This is a genomic window from Streptomyces sp. NPDC002520 (assembly GCF_053595235.1).
Window position 1 is genome coordinate 1 of sequence record NZ_JBSFXG010000005.1, and the last position, 17,121, is coordinate 17,121.

Here is a 17,121-nt window from a genome sequence, read left to right on the forward strand (position 1 = left end):
AGTACAGACGTGAGCTCTTGCGATCCCACGGTGGGGGTCCCCCACGGTGGGGGTCCCCCACGGTGGGGGTCCCCCACGGTGGGGGTCCCCCACGGTGGGGGTCCCCCCGCTCGAGCTCAGCCGGGAGTGGGGGAGAAGCCGAGAGTGGGGGAGCGACCAGCCACGACGGACCCGCGGATGACGCACCTGATGGCCAGTGGAGCGCTCAGCGTTCGGCGGCCACGCGGAAGGTGATTCCGGCTGCGCGCAGTCGCTCGGTCAGGGCGTCGCCCATGGCCGCGGCCGTGGTGACCTGGCCCGCTGTCGGCGGCGTGTCGTCGAAGGCCAGGCACAGGGCCGCCTCGGCGAACATCTTGGCCGTCTCGTCGTAGCCGGGGTCGCCGCCGGCGACCTCCGTGAAGACGCGCCGGCCCCCGCCCTCGCCGACGAAGCGCACCCGGAACCAGCTCTTCGCCCGCTTCTCGGGGCTGGGTCCGTCCCCGGGCTTGAGCCGGTCCGACAGCCAGCGCCGGGCGGGCGGCAGCTGGGCGGCGGCCGCGACCGCGCCGACGGCGGCGACACCGCCCGCGGCGACGGGAAGGCTGTCGACCGCCGCGTAGTGCCGGTAGCGGAAGTCGGGGCCGTACCGGTCCAGGGCCCGCGCGGAGCGGGACACGATCTGCGGGTCGATGGTCGGCAGCGGGAGCGCCCAGGCGCCGACCTCCGGGGCGAAGCGCGGAACGCCCGTCGGCGCGCTCACCCGGCGGTTCATCAGGCGCGGCTCGTGCCGGCCGCGGTCGCGGGCCGCGGCGGCCATCCGGCGGGCGCGCGCGAACTGGTTGAGCGCCGAGGCCAGCGTGCCGCCCGAGAAGGCCGCGTCGGCGGTCACGAACCCGTCCACGGTCAGCGGCACCCCCTCCGGCAGCTGCCGGACCGTGAAGTGCGCGCCCAGGTCGTGCGGCACGGAGTCGAAGCCACAGGCGTGCACCAGGCGGGCGCCGGTCTCGCGCGCACGTGCGTCGTGCCGGACGTACATCAGGTCCACGAACTCGGGCTCGCCGGTGAGGTCGAGGTAGTCGGCGCCGGTGTCCGCGCAGGCGGCGACGAGGTCCTCGCCGTAGGTGAGATACGGCCCCACGGTCGTGGCCAGCACGCGCGCGTGCTCGGCGAGTGCGCGCACGGCCGCCGGTTCGTGCACGTCGGCCCGCAGCACCCCGACACCCTCGCCGCCGGGCAGCCGCTCGCGCAGCCGCTCCAGCTTCTTCTCGTCGCGGCCCGCGATCGCCCAGCGCAGGTCCTCGGGCGCGTGCGCGGCGAGGTACTCCGCCGTGAGCGTGCCGACGAAGCCGGTGGCTCCGAAGAGCACGATGTCGTAGGGACGGTCCGTCCTGTTCAGCCTGCTCATGACACCCCTTGCCTGCTCATGACACCCCTTGGTCGTGCAGCCCGCGCCGCTGCCGGTGGCTGAGGCTAGCGTGAGGAGTGCGGAGTCGGACGACCAGCCCGGAGGCGGCGGTGGCGGTGGCCAGGAACACCCTGAGGAAGCGGGAGAAACCGCCCGAGCCCCGCACGCCGGGACATGACGCGACCTCCTCCCCGGCACATCATCCACATCGGGCACTTGGCTAAGCGCTTGCTCGTTCAGGTCTTGTGCACCGTGGAACGTGTTCTTAGCATCGTCGGTGTTACATCAGTTGTGTCACACACGCTTGGGAGCTGGACGGCATGACGACGGCGAAGACGCCCGGGCCGGGGCACGGCCCGCTGCACGGCGTGCGCGTGGTGGAGCTGGCCGGGATCGGACCGGGTCCGTTCGCCGCCATGCTGCTGGCCGATCTGGGCGCCGACGTGGTCCGGGTGGACCGCCCCGGCGGCCCCGGTCTCGGGATCGACCCCGCCCACGACGTGACGAACCGCAACAAGCGCTCGATCGTCGTCGACCTCAAGGCGCCGGACGGCCCCGCGCGCGTGCTCGACCTCGCCGAGCGCGCCGACGTCCTCGTCGAGGGCTTTCGCCCCGGCGTGGCCGAGCGGCTCGGTGTCGGCCCCGAGGCCTGCCACGCCCGCAACCCCCGCCTGGTCTACGGCCGCATCACCGGCTGGGGCCAGGAGGGTCCCCTGGCCGACCGCGCCGGGCACGACGTGGCGTACATCGCCCTCACCGGCACCCTCGGCATGATCGGCCGCCCGGGTGAACCCCCCGCCGTCCCCGCCAACCTGCTCGGCGACTACGCGGGCGGCTCCCTCTACCTCGTCGTGGGCGTCCTCGCCGCGCTGCACCACGCGCGCGCGACCGGCGCCGGACAGGTCGTGGACGCGGCCATCGTCGACGGCACCGCGCACCTCTCCGCGATGATCCACGGCATGCTGTCCGCCGGCAGCTGGCAGGACCGGCGCGGCGCCAACCTCCTGGACGGCGGCTGCCCGTACTACGGCACCTACGAGACCGCCGACGGCCGGTACATGGCGGTCGGCGCCCTCGAGCCGCAGTTCTACGAGGAGTTCCTGCACCTGCTCGACCTGGACGAGCCGGCGTCGGCCCGCACGGACTGGACGCGCTGGGGCGGGCTGCGCGAACGGGTCGCCGCCCGCTTCAAGTCCCGTACCCGGGACGAGTGGACGGCCGTCTTCGAGGACACGGACGCCTGCGTGGCCCCCGTGCTGTCCCTGCGCGAGGCCCCCCACCACCCCCACCTGGCATCCCGTGGCACCTTCACCGATCACGGCGGCATCACCCAGCCGGCCCCCGCTCCCCGCTTCTCCGCCACGCCGGCCTCTGTGCGCACCGGCCCCGCCCTGCCGGGCACCGGCACGCAGACGGTGGCGCGGGACTGGGGAATACCCGCACTTCTGGACGACGACCGCACACCGGCCGGCGACTGACCCCGCGACCGACTCCGCGATCGACCCGCCCACCCGGCGGCGACCCTCGCCCGACCCCGCTCGGCCCACCCTCCCGAAAGGCACTTCAGTGAGCACCGAAGCGTACGTGTACGACGCGATCCGCACTCCGCGCGGCCGCGGCAAGGCGAACGGCGCCCTGCACGGCACCAAGCCCGTCGACCTGGTCGTCGGCCTCATCCACGAGATCCAGGGCCGCTTCCCCGACCTCGACCCGGCCGCGGTCGACGACATCGTGCTCGGCGTCGTCGGCCCGGTCGGCGACCAGGGATCCGACATCGCCCGGATCGCCGCCGTCGCCGCCGGACTGCCGGACACGGTCGCGGGCGTCCAGGAGAACCGCTTCTGTGCCTCCGGCCTGGAGGCCGTCAACATGGCCGCCGCCAAGATCCGCTCCGGCTGGGAGGACCTGGTCCTGGCCGGCGGCGTCGAGTCGATGTCCCGGGTGCCGATGGCCTCGGACGGCGGAGCCTGGTTCAACGACCCGATGACCAACCTCGCCACGAACTTCGTGCCGCAGGGCATCGGCGCCGACCTCATCGCCACCATCGAGGGCTTCTCCCGCCGTGACGTCGACGAGTACGCGGCCCTGTCCCAGGAGCGCGCCGCCACCGCCTGGAAGGAGGGCCGCTTCGATCGCTCCACGGTCCCCGTCAAGGACCGCAGCGGCCTGGTCGTCCTGGACCACGACGAGCACATGCGCCCCGGCACCACCGCCGACTCCCTCGCGGGGCTCAAGCCGTCGTTCGCGGACATCGGTGACCTCGGCGGCTTCGACGCCGTCGCGCTGCAGAAGTACCACTGGGTGGAGAAGATCGACCACGTCCACCACGCGGGCAACTCCTCCGGCATCGTGGACGGCGCCTCGCTCGTCGCGATCGGCTCCAAGGAGGTCGGCGAGCGCTACGGCCTCACCCCGCGCGCGCGGATCGTCTCCGCCGCCGTCTCCGGCTCCGAGCCCACCATCATGCTCACCGGTCCCGCCCCCGCCTCCCGCAAGGCCCTCGCCAAGGCCGGCCTGACCGTCGACGACATCGACCTCGTGGAGATCAACGAGGCGTTCGCGGCCGTCGTGCTGCGCTTCGTGAGGGACATGGGCCTGTCGCTGGACAAGGTCAACGTCAACGGCGGCGCCATCGCGCTCGGCCACCCCCTCGGCGCCACCGGCGCGATGATCCTCGGCTCGCTCGTCGACGAACTGGAGCGCCAGGACAAGCGCTACGGCCTCGCCACCCTGTGCGTGGGCGGCGGCATGGGCATCGCCACCATCGTCGAGCGCGTCTGAACTCCCCGCGGAACCACGAGACTTCAACGGAGACGACTGTCATGACCGAGAGCACCACCATCCGCTGGGAGCAGGACGACACCGGTGTCGTCACCCTCGTCCTCGACGACCCCAACCAGTCCGCGAACACGATGAACCAGGCCTTCCGGGCCTCCATCACGGCGGTCGCCGCGCGCGCGGAGGCCGAGAAGGACTCCATCCGCGGCATCATCTACACCTCCGCGAAGAAGACGTTCTTCGCCGGCGGCGACCTCAAGGACATGATCAAGGCCGGTCCCGAGGACGCCCAGGACGTCTTCGACACCGCGACCGAGATCAAGACCGCGCTGCGCCGCATCGAGACCCTCGGCAAGCCGGTCGTCGCCGCGATCAACGGAGCGGCCTTGGGCGGCGGTTACGAGATCGCGCTCGCCTCCCACCACCGCGTCGCCCTGGACGCCCCCGGGTCCAAGATCGGCCTGCCCGAGGTCACGCTCGGCCTGCTGCCCGCGGGCGGCGGTGTCACCCGTACCGTGCGCCTGATGGGCATCACGGACGCGCTGCTGAAGGTGCTGCTCCAGGGCACCCAGTACAACCCCCGGCGCGCCCTGGAGAACGGCCTCGTCCACGAGGTGGCCGCCACGCCCGAGGACATGCTCGACAAGGCCCGCGCCTTCATCGACGCCAACCCCGAGTCACGGCAGCCCTGGGACAAACCCGGCTACCGGATCCCCGGCGGCACCCCCGCGAACCCGAAGTTCGCCGCCAACCTGCCCGCGTTCCCGGCCAGTCTGCGCAAGCAGACGAACGGCGCCCCCTACCCGGCCCCGCGCAACATCATGGCCGCGGCCGTCGAGGGCTCCCAGGTCGACTTCGAGACCGCGATCACCATCGAGACCCGCTACTTCACCGAGCTGGTCACCGGGCAGACCGCCAAGAACATGATCCAGGCGTTCTTCTTCGACCTCCAGGCCGTCAACTCCGGTGCGAACCGGCCGCGGGGCATCGAGCCCCGCACGGTCCGCAAGGTCGCCGTGCTCGGCGCCGGCATGATGGGCGCGGGCATCGCCTACTCGTGCGCCCGCGCGGGCATCGACGTCGTCCTGAAGGACGTCTCCCCGGAGGCCGCCGCCAAGGGCAAGGACTACTCCGAGAAGCTCTGCGCCAAGGCCGTCGCCAAGGGCCGTACCAGCCAGGAGAAGGCCGACGCGCTGCTGGCCCGCATCACCCCCACCGGGGACGTGGCCGACCTCGCCGGCTGCGACGCGGTGATCGAGGCCGTCTTCGAGGACACCGCCCTCAAGCACAAGGTCTTCCAGGAGATCGAGTCCGTCGTCGCGCCCGACGCGCTGCTGTGCTCGAACACCTCCACGCTCCCGATCACCGCCCTCGCCGAGGGCGTGGAGCGCCAGGGCGACTTCATCGGGCTGCACTTCTTCTCGCCGGTCGACAAGATGCCGCTGGTCGAGATCATCAAGGGTGAGCGGACCGGCGACGAGGCGCTCGCGCGCGCCTTCGACCTGGTCCGGCAGATCAACAAGACGCCGATCGTCGTCAACGACTCGCGCGGCTTCTTCACCTCCCGGGTGATCGGCCACTTCATCAACGAGGGCGTCGCCATGGTCGGCGAGGGCGTCGAGCCCGCCTCCGTGGAGCAGGCCGCCGCCCAGGCCGGCTACCCGGCCAAGGTGCTCTCCCTGATGGACGAGCTGACCCTCACCCTCCCGCGCAAGATCCGGGGCGAGACGCGGCGGGCAGTGGAAGAGGCGGGCGGCACCTGGACCGTGCACCCGGCGGAGGCGGTCATCGACCGGCTCGTCGACGAGTTCGGCCGCACCGGCCGCAGCGGCGGCGCCGGCTTCTACGACTACACCGAGGACGGCAAACGCGCCGGACTCTGGCCGGGCCTGCGCGAGCACTTCACGAAGCCCGGGTACGAGATCCCGTTCCGCGACATGCAGGAGCGGATGCTCTTCTCCGAGGCGATCGACACCGTACGGCTCCTCGAGGAGGGCGTGCTGACCTCGGTCGCCGACGCCAACATCGGCTCCATCTTCGGCATCGGCTTCCCGGGCTGGACCGGCGGCATCCTGCAGTACATCAACGGCTACGAGGGTGGCCTGCCCGGGTTCGTGGCACGCGCGCGTGAACTCGCCGAGCGCTACGGCGAGCGGTTCACCCCGCCCGCGCTGCTCGTGGAGAAGGCGGAGAAGGGGGAGACCTTCACCGACGCGCGCTGACGCGCCGCCGGCTCACGCCGAGGGCGCACCCCGGGGAGTCTCGGCTTCCCGGGGGCGCACCTCGCCCGAGCCGTCCAGCCACTCCCGCAGCTCCTCCTTCAGCGACCGCTGGAAGGTGGTCAGCAGGGCCTGCACCACCAGCGGGTGCATATGGGCGGAGAGCGACTTCACGTCCTCGGTGTCGCGTTCTGCCACGGCGTCGCGCAGCAGCCCCGACAGCTCGTGCGCCGCCGCGCGGGCGTGCTCGGTGAGCACGCCGCGGGCCGCGAGGATCGTCTCCTGCGAGAACGGCACGTCGAGCAGCTGCACCGCGAGCCGCAGCAGACCGGTGTCGACGCGGACGGACTCCCCGTCCCGCGCGATCACGTTCATCGCCGCCAGCCGGTCCACGTCCTCCTCGGCGAGCGGCCGGCCCGCCCGCCCGTCGAGTTCCGCGCGCGAGACCGTCTCCACCGTGTCCGGCGCCCAGGAGGCGACCACCGCCCGGTGGATCGCCAGGTCGTGCGGGCTCAGGTCCGCCGGCAGCTGCCGCAGATGACGTTCGATCGCGGCGAGGGTCATGCCCTGGTGCTGCATCTCCTCGATCAGCGCCAGCCGGGCCAGATGGTCGCGGCCGTAGCGCCCCACGCGGCGCGGACCGATCACCGGAGGCGGCAGCAGGCCCCGGGTGCTGTAGAAGCGGACCGTGCGCACGGTGACACCGGACCGCGCGGCCAGCTCGTCGATGGTGAGCGTCGGTTCCTCGGCCTCGGTCGTCATGTCGAGCAGTATCGCTGTCTCACCAATGGTGTGAAACCCGGGGAGGCCATGGTGTGAAACCCGAGTGGCCCATGGTGTGAAACTCGAGGAGGACATGTGAGAAGTCCTGTGACAAGTGCCGCTCTGTGACCTGGACCACCGCGCATCGGGCGATCTCTCTGGGACACTCCTGACTTGGTCCGTACCACGTCCCCACCAGGGCGGTACGGACCGGATCGTAAGGACACCCGGACCCACGAGGACCGGGCGCACCAGGAAAGTGGAACCACCTTGAGCAAGGACGCCGTGGAATCGGCTCCGGCCACCGCCCCTGCGCAGGTGGCCCAGCCGCCCGCCGATGCGGGAGACGCCGGCTACAGCAAGGGCCTCAAGTCCCGCCACGTCAACATGATCGCCATCGGCGGCGCCATCGGCACCGGTCTGCTGCTGGGCGCCGGCGGCCGACTGCACAACGCGGGCCCGGCGCTCGCGCTGGCCTACCTGGTCTGTGGCGTCTTCGCCTTCTTCGTCGTGCGGGCCCTCGGTGAGCTGGTCCTGTACCGGCCCTCGTCCGGTTCCTTCGTGTCGTACGCGCGCGAGTTCCTCGGCGAGAAGGGTGCGTACGTCGCCGGCTGGATGTACTTCCTGAACTGGTCGACCACCGGCATCGCCGACATCACCGCCGTCGCGCTCTACACGCACTACTGGAGCATGTTCACCAGCATCCCGCAGTGGGTGCTCGCGCTGATCGCCCTCGCGGTGGTCCTGGCCGTGAACCTGATCTCGGTGAAGATCTTCGGCGAGATGGAGTTCTGGTTCGCGATCATCAAGGTCGCCACTATCGTCGGGTTCATGCTGATCGGCATCTTCCTGCTCGCCACCCAGCACAAGGTCGGCGGCCAGACCCCCGGCCTGAGCATGATCACCGACCACGGCGGCTTCTTCCCGCACGGCGTGATGCCGGTCGTCCTGGTCATGCAGGGCGTGATCTTCGCGTACGCCGCCCTCGAACTGGTCGGCGTCGCCGCCGGTGAGACCGCCGAGCCGCACAAGGTCGTCCCGCGCGCGGTGAACTCGATCATGTGGCGTGTGGGCCTGTTCTACGTCGGCTCGGTCGTCCTGCTCGCCCTGCTGCTGCCCGGTTCGGTCTACCACGCCGGCGAGAGCCCGTTCGTCACCGTCCTGTCGAAGATCGGTGTCCCGGCGGCCGGCGACGTGATGAACCTGGTCGTGCTCACCGCCGCCCTGTCCTCGCTGAACTCCGGCCTGTACTCCACCGGCCGCATCCTGCGCTCCATGGCGATGTCCGGCTCGGCGCCCAAGTTCACCGCCCGCATGAACCGCAACCAGGTCCCCTACGGCGGCATCCTGCTGACCTGCTCGGTCTGTGTGCTCGGCGTCGGCCTGAACTACCTGATGCCCGCCCAGGCCTTCGAGATCGTGCTGGAGGTCGCCTCCCTCGGCATCATCAGCACCTGGGTGATCATCATGCTCTGTCACATGGTCTTCGTCCGGCGGGCCAAGGCGGGCCTGGTCACCCGGCCGAAGTTCCGCATGGGGGGCAGCCCTTACACGGAGATCGTCACGATCGCCTTCCTGCTGTTCTGCCTCGGCATGATGGGGAACGACCCCGAGGTCGGCCGCAAGGTCCTCCTGCTCATCCCCGTCATCGCCGCCGCGCTGGTCGCCGGCTGGTTCGGCGTGCGTCGCCGCGTGTCGAAGACGGCCGACCAGGAGCTGGGCGAGCTCACGAAGTAGCAGCTCAGGGCCACTGTCAGTGGCATCGCCTACGGTGGCGTCATGTCGGAGATCACGTATGTCCGGGGTGACGCCACCGTGCCATTGGGCAAGGGCACCAAGGTGATCGCCCATGTCTGCAACGACATCGGGGGCTGGGGCAAGGGCTTCGTCCTCGCCCTCTCGCGGCGCTGGCCGGAGCCGGAGGCGGCCTACCGCGCCTGGCACCGCGACCGCGCCCACAACGACTTCGGCCTGGGGGCGGTCCGGCTCGTCCAGGTCGAGCCGTACGTGTGGGTGGCCAACATGGTCGGCCAGCGCGGCATCAGGACCGGCAGCATGGGCGTGCCGGTGCGCTACGAGGCGATCGACACCGCCCTCGGCCGCCTCGCCGACCACGTGATCGAACTCGGCGCGTCCGTGCACATGCCTCGCATAGGCTGCGGCCTGGCGGGCGGCAAGTGGTCCCGCATCGAGCCACTGATCACCGAGCGCCTCGTCAAGCGCGGGATCCCGGTGACGGTGTACGACCACGGGGAGGGCGGGGGATGACCGGGCGGACGGATGTCCTGGTGCTGGGCGGAGCCGGGGTGGACACGATCGTCCCCGTGCCCGAGCTGCCGCTGCCGTACGCCGACAGTTACATGATCGACTCCGGGATCCGTACCCGCGCCGGGCAGACCGGTGACTTCGTCGCGCTGGGGCTGGCCTCCCTCGGCCTGCGCACCCACCATCTCGACCTGCTCGGGGACGACCCCGAGGGCGACCTCGTGCGCGCCCTGCACCGCGAGCACGGCATCGGTCTCACCGCGCTCCCGCAGCCCGCCGGGACCAAGCGGGCCGTCAACCTCGTCGGCCCCGACGGGCGCAGGCTGTCGCTGTACGACACCAGCCGCGCCCACCCCGACGACCGCTTCCCCGAGGAGACCCTCGGCGCCCTCGCCGCAGCGAGCAGTCACGTCCACGTGACGATCACCCACCCCTGCGCCCACGCCCTGCCCGCGCTGGTCGAGACGGGCCTGCCCCTCTCCACCGACCTGCACGACTGGGACGGCGAGAACCCGTACCACGAGCCGTTCGCGTACGCGGCGGACGTCGTCTTCCTCTCCGCCTCCGCCCTCGCCGACCCCGAGCGGACCATGCGGCGCATCGCCGAGCGGGGCCGGGCCGAGGTCGTCGTCGCCACCGCCGGAGCGGAGGGCGCCCACCTGCTGGCCGACGGTGAGCTGACCCGGATATCCGCGGTGACACCGCCCGCGCCGGTGGTGGACTCCAACGGCGCGGGCGACGCCTTCGCGGCCGCGTTCCTCTACGGGCGCCTCGCCGGCGAGGCGCCCGCCAGGTGCGCCCTGTACGGCGCGGTCGCGGGCGCCTTCGCCTGCACCGTCCCGGCCGGCCGCGCGGACGCGATAGGCCGCGAGGAACTTCTCCAGCGGGCGGCCGAGCCGAGACCGTGAGGCGCCCAGAGGGCGCCCCACGGCTGGGGCGTCAGTGCGCGTGGACGTCGTTCGTCGCCTCGATCTTCTTCCACGACTTCGGCTGGACCGCCGCCTTGGCCGTGCGGGCGAACGGCGCCGCGCTCACCGCGGACGCGCCCGGCTTCGACGGCTGGAACAGCCAGGTGTCGAACAGCGCGGACAGCGGCTTGCCGGAGACCTGCTCGGCGTACTGCTGGAAGTCGGCCACCGAGGCGTTGCCGTACGCGTGCTTCTTCGGCCAGCCCTTGAGGACGGCGAAGAACGCGTCGTCGCCGATCTCGTTGCGCAGCGCCTGGATCGCCAGCGCGCCCCGGTCGTAGACGGCGGCGTCGAACTGGTTGTCCGGGCCCGGGTCACCCGGCTTCACCGTCCAGAACGCGTCGTCGGCCGGGTGCGAGTCGTACACGTAGTCGGCGAGCTGCTGCGTGGTGCCCTCGCCCTCGTGCTCGGACCACAGCCACTGCGCGTACCGGGCGAAGCCCTCGTTGATCCAGATGTCCTTCCAGCCCTTCAGCGACACGTCGTCGCCGTACCACTGGTGGGCCAGCTCGTGCACGACCACCGAGGTGTTGGAGCCGTTCGCGAACTGCCGGGGGCTGTAGTAGACGCGGGTCTGCGTCTCCAGCGCGTACCCGGTGGTGGTGTTGGGGACGTAACCGCCGGCCGAGGCGAACGGGTACGGCCCGAAGTAGCCGCTCAGCCAGTCCACGATCTCCCCGGTGCGCTCGACGCTGGCCCGCGCGGCCCCGTCGTTGTCGCCGAGGTCCTGGCTGTAGGCGTTGACGACCGGCACCCCGCCCTCGGAGGTGCTCGTCGTGATGTCGAACCTGCCGAGGGCGAGCGTGGCCAGATAGGTCGCCTGGGGCCTGTTCTGGCGCCAGTTGTAGCGGGTCCAGCCCAGCTTCGAACTGGTCGACTGGAGCGTTCCGTTGGAGATGGCCTGCGTGCCGTCCGGGACGGCGACCGACACGTCGTAGGTGGCCTTGTCGCTGGGGTGGTCGTTGCTCGGGAACCACCACCAGGCGGCCTCGGGCTCGTCGGCGGCGACCGCGCCGTCGGGCGTGCGGTGCCAGGTGGTGAAGCCGTAGGCGCTCTTCGTCGACGGCACCCCGCTGTAGCGGACGACGACGGTGACCGACGCCCCCTTGGCCAGCGGCGTCTTCGGGGTCACGACCAGCTCGTGCTGACCGGACGTGGTGAAGGAGGCCTTGGCGCCGTTGACCCGTACCTCGCTCACGTCCAGCAGGAAGTCCAGGTCGAAGCTGGACAGGTCCTGCGTGGTCTTCGCCAGGATGGTGGCGGTGCCCTGCAGCTCGTCGGTCGCCGGCTGGTACTGCAGTCTCAGGTCGTAGTGCGAGACGTCGTAGCCGCCGTTGCCGTAGTACGGGTAGTAGGGGTCTCCGATGCCCGGCGCGCCGGGTGCGTAGCTCGCGGCCGATGCCGGGATCGCCAGCAGGAGGGAGGCCGCCGCCAATGCGCCCGGCGCGATGATTCTGCGGTGCACGTCAGCTCCAAGTCGTCGGGACAGGAAGTCTGTTCGAAGCCTATGCAGCCACTGTGGCCTCAAACCTTTCCGCGGCCACTGCTGTCACACGATCGCCATTCGGGCGACACGATCCGGACGGCGACCGGGATGCCTTCTTCTGCAAGGGAGTTGACGCGGAGTACGGTCCGCCCATGCCGAAACGCACGCGCTTCACGATCTGGAGACCGCTCACGGCCGTGGTCGTCGGGTTCCTGACGGCCGCCTTCCTCACCCCTGCCGCCGCGCACGCCGCGCCCCGCGAGAGCCGGCCCGTCTACTCGTACGCGCACGCCGTGCGCGAGTCCGTCTGGGTGGACACCGGCCTGGACGAGGACGGCGACGGGAAGACCGACCGCGTCGCCGCCGACATCGTCCGCCCGTCCGAACCGGCCCGGCAGGGCCGCAAGGTCCCGGTGATCATGGACGCCAGCCCCTACTACTCCTGCTGCGGGCGCGGCAACGAGAGCCAGCTCAAGACGTACGACGCGCAGGGCCGTGTCGTGCAGATGCCGCTGTTCTACGACAACTACTTCGTGCCCCGCGGCTACGCCTTCGTCGGCGTCGACCTGGCCGGCACCAACCGCTCCGACGGCTGCGTCGACGTCGGCGGCCGCTCGGACATCCGGTCCGCGAAGGCCGTCGTCGACTGGCTGAACGGCCGGGCCAGGGCGTACAGCAGCCGCACCGGCGGCACCCCGGTCAAGGCCACCTGGACCAACGGCCGCACCGGCATGATCGGCAAGAGCTGGGACGGCACCATCGCCAACGGCGTCGCCGCCACCGGCGTGAAGGGCCTGAAGACGATCGTCCCGATCAGCGGCATCTCCTCCTGGTACGACTACTACTTCGCCCAGGGTGCCCCGCTGTACGACGGCGGCCCCGACGAACTGGCCGGCTACGTCGAGAGCGACCAGGCCCGGGCCCACTGCGCGGCCGTGCGGAAGAAGCTCGCCGACGGCAGCCCGCGCAGCGGCGACTGGACCCCGCTGTGGACCGAGCGGGACTACGTCAAGGACGCGGCGAAGGTCCGCGCCAGCGTGTTCCTCGTGCACGGCATGCAGGACCTCAACGTTCGCACCAAGCACTTCGGCCAGTGGTGGGACGCCCTGTCCCGGCACGGGGTGAAGCGCAAGATCTGGCTCTCCCAGACCGGCCACGTCGACCCCTTCGACTACCGGCGCGGCGCCTGGGTGGACACCCTGCACCGCTGGTTCGACCACGAACTCATGGGCTACGACAACGGCATCGACCGCGAGCCGACGGCGGACGTCGAACGCCACCCCGACCAGTGGGTCACCTCCGCGGTCTGGCCCCCGCGCGGCACCAGCGCCACCACCCTGCGCCCCGCCCCCGGAGACCGGCCGGGCGTGGGCACCCTCGGCCTCGCCACGGGCACCGGCACCGGCACCGGCACCGAGACCTTCACCGACGACCCGAAGCTGGGCGAGACCGACTGGGCCGCACACCTCACCACTCCCACCCCGGAGAAGGCCGGCTTCCTCACCGCGCCGCTCACCCGCGACCTGCGGCTCGCCGGTACCTCCCGGGTGACCGTGACCGCCACCCCGACCACCACCTCGGCCCATCTGTCCGCCGTCCTGGTGGACCTCGGCCCGGACACCATCCGTGACTACGCCGACGGCGCCGAGGGCATCACCACGCTCTCCGACCGCACCTGTTGGGGCGCGAGCACGGCCGGGGACAGCGCCTGCTTCAAGAAGACCGAGGCGAAGACGACCAAGGTCGACTACACGGTGGTCAGCCGTGGCTGGGCCGACCTCGGCCACCACGCGTCCCTCGGCAAGGGCGTCCCGCTCACGCCGGGCAGGGCCTACACGATGACCCTGTCGCTGGCCGCCACCGACCACGTCGTACCCGAGGGCCACCGTCTGGCGCTCATCGTCGCCGGCACGGACAAGGACCTCATCGACCCGCCGTCCACCAAGCCGACGCTCACGCTGGACCTCGCCCGCACGACCGCGCGGCTCCCGCTGGTCGGCGGAGCGACCGCCTTCGCCCGGGCCACGTCCGGCGGCGCGGCCGCCGCTGCCGTGGACCGGCTGTGGCACGGCGTCCGGGCGCCGGGCACCGTGGGACACATCCCGGCGAACTGACCCCTGGGGCGGCCCGGCGGACGGTGCGATCCGCCGTCCCCGGGCCGCCCTTGGGTTCGGGCCGCGCTTGGGTTCGGGCCGCGCTTGGGTTCGGGCCGCTCTTCAGACCCCGGACCGCCCCTCAGACCTCGGTCAGCCCGGCCGCCTCCCGTGCGCATCCCCAGGCCACGGTGATACCGGCCCCGCCGTGCCCGTAGTTGTGCACCAGCACCGGCCCGCCCGGCAGGGCCTCGCGTTCCAGCCGTACGGCGTGCCGCGCGGGCCGGAGCCCGACCCGGTGGGCCAGCACCCGCGCCCCGGCGATCTCCGGGCGGACCGCCGCGCACCGCGCGACGATCGCCGCCGCGGTCGCGGGGTCCGGCTCCAGCGACCAGGCGTCCTCCTGCGCCGTACCGCCCAGCAGCAGTCGGCCCGGCTGCGGAATGAAGTACGTGGAGGCGTCGGAGACATGGGCGACGGACGTGTACCAGGTCGTGATCCCCGGGTTCTCCACCACGACCAGCTGTCCGCGCACGGGACGCACGGCCGGATCCGGCACCAGCGAACGCGCCCCCAGCCCCGTGCAGTCGACCACGACCGGCGCCGGCACGGCGGCAAGGTCTCTCACCTCGCGCACCTCGACCGTGCCCCCCGCCCTCGTGAACCGGTCCCGCAGCCACGCCAGATGGACCGGCATGTCGATCACCGGAACCCGCGCCGCCAGCCCGCCGGCCACCGCCCGCAGCCCCGGCACCCGGCCCGCCCAGTCACCCAGCTCATCCAGCCGGGACCCCTCGTGCACGCCCTCGACCAGGCGTACGCCCGTCTCCTCGGGCCGGTCCGCCAACTCCTCGTACACACCGAGGCTCTCCAGCGACCAGGCGCCGACCAGCAGTTCGGGCTCGATCCGGTACGGCCACCACAGACCGCCGGCGACCGCCGAGGTCGTGTGCTCGGCCGGCTCCCGCGTCCAGACCCGCACCCGCCGCCCGGACTCGGCCAGCACCACGGCCGTCGTCAGACCGGCGATCCCGCCGCCGACCACGATCACTTCGTCACTCGACAAGGGCTCCACGCCAGGACGCTAACCGAATATGTCATGCCGCACTCACATCATGCTGCCGCGCCGCGTGCGCCCGGGGGCCGAAACCGTCTAGGGGGACGGCCCGGCCCCGATCGTCCCGCTGCCCGTCGCACAGATCGAGCACGCCCTCGGCCGCAGCCCGCAGGGACGGCGCCGACCGACCGGACCGGTCACCGCGTACCGCCTCGACCGGTTCTCCCGCACCCGCACCCGGGAGATCTACGACGGCGTCCCGGAACCCGGTCGGCACCGCGTCCCGCTGGACCCCGAGGTGGCGCAGGGGGAGACGCTCCTGGTGGCCAGGACCACGGGGAGTGTGCTGGTGGAGCCGGTGTGAGGGTGACGCCCCGGACGGAGGGGCGGTCGCCCCCCGTACCGGGAAACCCCGCTGAGCGGCGGTCGCCCGGGACATTAGGATCGGGCTTCTGATGACTGCCACTCTCGTCGCCAAGAACCTCGCCGCCGGGCACGGCGACCGCTCCCTCTTCGCCGGGCTCGACCTCGTCGTCGCGCCCGGCGACGTGATCGGGCTGGTCGGCGCCAACGGCGCGGGCAAGTCCACGCTGCTGCGCCTGCTCGCCGGGCTGACCCCACCCGAACAGGGCGAGCTCAAGCTCTCCCCGCCGACCGCGACCGTCGGCCATCTGCCGCAGGAACCGGAGCGCAGGCCGGGGGAGACGGTCCGGGCGTTCCTGGCCCGCCGCACCGGCGTCGCCGAGGCCCAGCGCGTGATGGACGAGGCCACGCAGGCACTGGTCGACGGCGCGCCCGGCGCCGACGACGCGTACGCGATCAGCCTGGAGCGCTGGCTCGACCTGGGCGGCGCCGACCTGGAGGAGCGCGCGGAGGAGGTCGCCGACTCCCTCGGCCTGGCCGTGGACCTGGACCAGCCGATGACCTCCCTCTCCGGCGGCCAGGCGGCTCGCGCCGGCCTCGCCTCCCTCCTCCTGTCCCGCTACGACGTCTTCCTCCTCGACGAGCCCACCAACGACCTCGACCTCGACGGCCTGGAGCGCCTGGAGCGGTTCGTCGCCGGACTGCGCGCCGGCACGGTCGTCGTCAGCCACGACCGCGAGTTCCTCACCCGCACGGTGACCAAGGTCCTCGAACTCGACCTCGCCCAGCGGCAGATCAACCTCTACGGCGGCGGCTACGCGGCCTACCTGGAGGAGCGGGAGGTCGCCCGCCGGCACGCCCGCGACGACTACGAGGAGTACGCCGACAAGAAGGCGGCCCTCCAGGACCGCGCCCAGCTGCAGCGCGGCTGGATGGACAAGGGCGTGAAGAACGCCCGGCGCAAGGCCGGCAACGACAACGACAAGATCGGCCGCAAGTTCCGCAGCGAGGCCAGCGAGAAGCAGGCCGCCAAGGCCCGGCAGACCCAGCGGATGATCGAGCGGCTGGAGGTGGTCGAGGAGCCGCGCAAGGAGTGGGAACTGCGGATGGAGATCGCGTCGGCCCCGCGTTCCGGCGCGGTCGTGGCGACCCTGCGCGACGCCGAGGTCCGGCGCGGCGACTTCACCTTCGGCCCCGTGTCCCTGCAGATCGACTGGGGGGACCGGGTCGCCGTCACCGGAGCCAACGGCGCCGGCAAGTCCACCCTGCTCGGTGCCCTCCTGGGCCGTGTCCCGCTCGACTCCGGGCACGCCGCGCTCGGCTCGGGCGTCCTGGTCGGCGAGGTCGACCAGGCCCGGGGGCTGTTCCACGGTCCCGAGGCCCTGCTCGACGCGTTCAGCGCGGCCGTACCCGACACCGAGCCCGTCGAGGTCCGCACCCTGCTCGCCAAGTTCGGCCTGAAGTCGGACCACGTCCTGCGCCCGGCCGAGACCCTCTCCCCGGGCGAACGCACCCGCGCCGCGCTCGCCCTCCTCCAGGGCCGGGGCGTGAACCTCCTCGTCCTCGACGAGCCGACGAACCACCTCGACCTGCCCGCCATCGAACAACTGGAGTCCGCCCTGGACTCCTACACCGGCACCCTCCTGCTGGTCACCCACGACCGCCGCATGCTGGACGCGGTGCAGGTGACCCGGCGCTGGGAGGTCGAGGCGGGCAAGGTGACCGAGCGCTGACGGGGCCGGGCCC

General features: G+C 72.0%; 12 protein-coding genes and 1 pseudogene. 9 read left to right on the forward strand and 4 right to left on the reverse strand.

The features are described 5' to 3' along the window. Nucleotides 1–205: 205 nt before the first annotated feature. The gene (locus ACWD5D_RS09990; protein ID WP_451372320.1) at nucleotides 206–1,384 is read right to left on the reverse strand and encodes a saccharopine dehydrogenase family protein; all 1,179 of its coding nucleotides are present in this window, start codon (nucleotides 1,382–1,384) and stop codon (nucleotides 206–208) included. A 320-nt stretch (nucleotides 1,385–1,704) separates the two neighbouring features. On the opposite strand from ACWD5D_RS09990, the gene ACWD5D_RS09995 reads away from it, so the two are divergent. From ACWD5D_RS09995 to ACWD5D_RS10005, 3 genes are all read left to right on the forward strand, one after another. Next, entirely contained in the window at nucleotides 1,705–2,862 is a 1,158-nt protein-coding gene (locus tag ACWD5D_RS09995) for a CaiB/BaiF CoA transferase family protein (RefSeq protein ID WP_451372321.1), read from the forward strand. 88 nt (nucleotides 2,863–2,950) lie between these two features. Further along, the gene (locus tag ACWD5D_RS10000) at nucleotides 2,951–4,165 is read left to right on the forward strand and encodes an acetyl-CoA C-acetyltransferase (protein ID WP_451372322.1); all 1,215 of its coding nucleotides are present in this window, start codon (nucleotides 2,951–2,953) and stop codon (nucleotides 4,163–4,165) included. Between the two features lie 41 nt (nucleotides 4,166–4,206). After that, entirely contained in the window at nucleotides 4,207–6,384 is a 2,178-nt protein-coding gene (locus ACWD5D_RS10005) for a 3-hydroxyacyl-CoA dehydrogenase NAD-binding domain-containing protein (protein WP_451372323.1), read from the forward strand. 12 nt (nucleotides 6,385–6,396) lie between these two features. Here ACWD5D_RS10005 and ACWD5D_RS10010 read toward each other — a convergent pair whose 3' ends face one another. Then, on the reverse strand, nucleotides 6,397–7,143 hold the full coding sequence (locus tag ACWD5D_RS10010) for a MerR family transcriptional regulator (RefSeq protein WP_451372324.1): 747 nt from the start codon (nucleotides 7,141–7,143) through the stop codon (nucleotides 6,397–6,399). Between the two features lie 270 nt (nucleotides 7,144–7,413). On the opposite strand from ACWD5D_RS10010, the gene ACWD5D_RS10015 reads away from it, so the two are divergent. Genes ACWD5D_RS10015 through ACWD5D_RS10025 form a run of 3 tightly spaced genes read left to right on the forward strand, consistent with a single transcriptional unit; the run spans nucleotide 7,414 to nucleotide 10,316 of the window. After that, nucleotides 7,414–8,880 (forward strand): amino acid permease, encoded by a 1,467-nt coding sequence (locus ACWD5D_RS10015; protein WP_451372325.1) that lies wholly within the window; start codon nucleotides 7,414–7,416, stop codon nucleotides 8,878–8,880. 42 nt (nucleotides 8,881–8,922) lie between these two features. Then, complete coding sequence (locus ACWD5D_RS10020; protein WP_451372326.1) at nucleotides 8,923–9,411, forward strand: macro domain-containing protein; 489 nt, start codon at nucleotides 8,923–8,925, stop codon at nucleotides 9,409–9,411. Next, nucleotides 9,408–10,316, forward strand: coding sequence for a PfkB family carbohydrate kinase (locus ACWD5D_RS10025; RefSeq protein WP_451372327.1), 909 nt, complete (start codon nucleotides 9,408–9,410; stop codon nucleotides 10,314–10,316). The genes ACWD5D_RS10020 and ACWD5D_RS10025 overlap by 4 nt, the downstream gene beginning before the upstream one ends. Before the next feature lie 31 nt (nucleotides 10,317–10,347). Here the strand turns inward: ACWD5D_RS10025 and ACWD5D_RS10030 are convergent, their stop codons facing one another. Beyond that, complete coding sequence (locus ACWD5D_RS10030; RefSeq protein WP_451372328.1) at nucleotides 10,348–11,841, reverse strand: M1 family metallopeptidase; 1,494 nt, start codon at nucleotides 11,839–11,841, stop codon at nucleotides 10,348–10,350. A 173-nt stretch (nucleotides 11,842–12,014) separates the two neighbouring features. Here ACWD5D_RS10030 and ACWD5D_RS10035 point away from each other — a divergent pair, with 173 nt between their 5' ends. Further along, nucleotides 12,015–13,976, forward strand: coding sequence for a Xaa-Pro dipeptidyl-peptidase (locus ACWD5D_RS10035; protein WP_451372329.1), 1,962 nt, complete (start codon nucleotides 12,015–12,017; stop codon nucleotides 13,974–13,976). A gap of 121 nt (nucleotides 13,977–14,097) precedes the next feature. Here the strand turns inward: ACWD5D_RS10035 and ACWD5D_RS10040 are convergent, their stop codons facing one another. Further along, on the reverse strand, nucleotides 14,098–15,006 hold the full coding sequence (locus ACWD5D_RS10040; RefSeq protein WP_451372541.1) for an FAD-dependent oxidoreductase: 909 nt from the start codon (nucleotides 15,004–15,006) through the stop codon (nucleotides 14,098–14,100). A gap of 109 nt (nucleotides 15,007–15,115) precedes the next feature. Here ACWD5D_RS10040 and ACWD5D_RS10045 point away from each other — a divergent pair. Together ACWD5D_RS10045 and ACWD5D_RS10050 are read left to right on the forward strand one after the other, a co-directional pair. Continuing rightward, a pseudogene (locus tag ACWD5D_RS10045) lies at nucleotides 15,116–15,376 on the forward strand (oxidoreductase); the annotation flags it as partial. Nucleotides 15,377–15,467: 91 nt separating this feature from the next. Continuing rightward, nucleotides 15,468–17,108, forward strand: a complete 1,641-nt coding sequence (locus ACWD5D_RS10050) for an ABC-F family ATP-binding cassette domain-containing protein (protein WP_451372330.1) — start codon at nucleotides 15,468–15,470, stop codon at nucleotides 17,106–17,108. Nucleotides 17,109–17,121: the final 13 nt, after the last annotated feature.

Excerpts from the sequence above, each read along its gene's own strand:
- ACWD5D_RS10025 (WP_451372327.1), top strand. The coding sequence starts at position 9,408 with ATGACCGGGCGGACGGATGTCCTGGTGCTGGGCGGAGCCGGGGTGGAC.
- ACWD5D_RS09995 (WP_451372321.1), top strand. The coding sequence starts at position 1,705 with ATGACGACGGCGAAGACGCCCGGGCCGGGGCACGGCCCGCTGCACGGC.
- ACWD5D_RS10035 (WP_451372329.1), top strand. The coding sequence starts at position 12,015 with ATGCCGAAACGCACGCGCTTCACGATCTGGAGACCGCTCACGGCCGTG.
- ACWD5D_RS10005 (WP_451372323.1), top strand. The coding sequence starts at position 4,207 with ATGACCGAGAGCACCACCATCCGCTGGGAGCAGGACGACACCGGTGTC.
- ACWD5D_RS10020 (WP_451372326.1), top strand. The coding sequence starts at position 8,923 with ATGTCGGAGATCACGTATGTCCGGGGTGACGCCACCGTGCCATTGGGC.
- ACWD5D_RS10010 (WP_451372324.1), bottom strand. The coding sequence starts at position 7,143 with ATGACGACCGAGGCCGAGGAACCGACGCTCACCATCGACGAGCTGGCC.
- ACWD5D_RS09990 (WP_451372320.1), bottom strand. The coding sequence starts at position 1,384 with ATGAGCAGGCTGAACAGGACGGACCGTCCCTACGACATCGTGCTCTTC.
- ACWD5D_RS10050 (WP_451372330.1), top strand. The coding sequence starts at position 15,468 with ATGACTGCCACTCTCGTCGCCAAGAACCTCGCCGCCGGGCACGGCGAC.